The organism is Fodinibius salipaludis (genome assembly GCF_002287075.1).
GTDB classification, from domain to species: Bacteria; Bacteroidota; Rhodothermia; order Balneolales; family Balneolaceae; genus Fodinibius; species Fodinibius salipaludis.
Genome location: NZ_NSKE01000029.1, coordinates 1 through 1,099, shown reverse-complemented (window position 1 = coordinate 1,099; position 1,099 = coordinate 1). Strand labels below are relative to the sequence as shown.

The window sequence follows — 1,099 nt, the reverse complement described above, 5'->3', positions numbered from 1 at the left end:
GCTGTGTTCAAGTAACTAATGCAACACTGCGGTATTTTAGGGTTTGTTGAATAGGATTAAGGTAATCAAATTTTCGTACCGGTCGAAAATTCAGATATTGCTCCACGGTTGTGATGCGCTCCTCGGAAACCGTTCGAAGATCCATGCCCTTGGGAAAGAACCGGCGAATGACGCCAATCCTGTTTTCGACTGTTCCTTTATCCTGGGAGGTATACGGGCGGGTAAAGTAGGTGTCCGCCTGGAGCTGTTCAGCAACTTGTTGGTGTTTGGCAAACGCTTTGTCGTTGTCAAAGGTTAGGGTTTTGATGAATCCCGAAGGAATTTCGCTGAGTTGCTGAACAATATGAGAGGCCATCGGATCGGCCTTTCGGGAGGTGACTTTCTGGAGCTTAGTAAGCAGCGTCGTGCGATCCGTCAGCACTAGCAGCGCCGACTTGTGAGCTTTGCCCATCATCAGATCAACTTCAATATCTCCCAGGCGGGACCGCTCTTCGACCACTTCCGGACGCTTGCTAATGCCGACACGCCCCTTAATCCGGCCCCGACTGTCTTTACGGTTGCCCCGCTTGCGTTTGCGACAGCCGTGTTTCAGGTGTTTGTAGAGGTTCTTGTCGGTTGGATCGGCCGTGCGTTTGGCGGCCCAAATCCACTGGTAGATCGTCTCATGGGAAACCCCTTCGATATCTAAGACCTTCCAGCGGCCGCTGATCAGCTCCGGAGAGAGCTTCTCTTTGGCCAGCCACTGGCGGGCCTGGGCTTTGAGCTGGTCGGTAAAACGACAGTGTTTGGGTTTATCCCGGTGGCGTTGGGAAGTCTGCTGCTGGGCGACCTCTGGACAGTATTGGTTGCCTGTGGAACCGCCATTGTCTACATTACGTTTAAGTTCCCGACTGATTGTAGAGCGATGTACACCGATAGTTCGGGCAATTTCACTCTGATTATGGCCTGCTTTAAGCAGAGCCTTGATCTGATGACGATTTTCTAGGCTGAGTTGGGTGTATTTTTGCATGACAACATGAATATAACCCGCTTGGCGGAAGACCTCAGGGGTTTTTCCCTGAGGTCTTGCTTCATGTTGCACTTACTACTTGAACTCACA

At 51.2% G+C, this 1,099-nt stretch carries 1 protein-coding gene; it reads right to left on the bottom strand.

Annotated elements, in window-relative coordinates; genetic code table 11:
• Nucleotides 1–7: 7 nt before the first annotated feature.
• Complete coding sequence (locus tag CK503_RS15890) at nucleotides 8–1,009, bottom strand: IS30 family transposase (RefSeq protein WP_434081866.1); 1,002 nt, start codon at nucleotides 1,007–1,009, stop codon at nucleotides 8–10.
• Nucleotides 1,010–1,099: the final 90 nt, after the last annotated feature.

Bases quoted from the DNA above. Each gene is read 5' to 3' on its own strand.
- CK503_RS15890 (WP_434081866.1), bottom strand. From the start codon at position 1,009: ATGCAAAAATACACCCAACTCAGCCTAGAAAATCGTCATCAGATCAAG.